1 pseudogene is annotated in these 255 nt (G+C 61.2%); it reads left to right on the top strand.

What is annotated here, in order from left to right:
- A pseudogene (locus AB3X89_RS40560) lies at positions 1-255 on the top strand (IS5/IS1182 family transposase); the annotation flags it as partial.

Genomic DNA, 255 nt, shown 5'->3' with positions numbered 1-255 from the left:
TGCGGGCGCAGAGATCACGTTGGGCGCGGACAAGGGTTACGACGCACAGGAATTCATCGAGGCCTGCCGCGAGATGAAGGTCACACCGCACGTAGCGCAAAACACCTCGGGGCGGCGTTCGGCGGTGAACGATACGATTGCCTCGAGCGCGGGCTACGCCATTTCCCAGCAAAAGCGCAAGCTGATCGAACAAGGCTTTGGATGGGCGAAGACCGTGGGACGTATGCGCCAGGTGATGGTGCGCGGGTTGAAGAA

The sequence above is a fragment of the Paraburkholderia sp. BR14320 genome, from assembly GCF_040948665.1.
Classification (GTDB): Bacteria; Pseudomonadota; Gammaproteobacteria; order Burkholderiales; family Burkholderiaceae; genus Paraburkholderia; species Paraburkholderia youngii.
The sequence above is the reverse complement of the archived record's forward strand: the minus strand, read 5'-3'. Positions and strand labels throughout refer to the sequence as shown.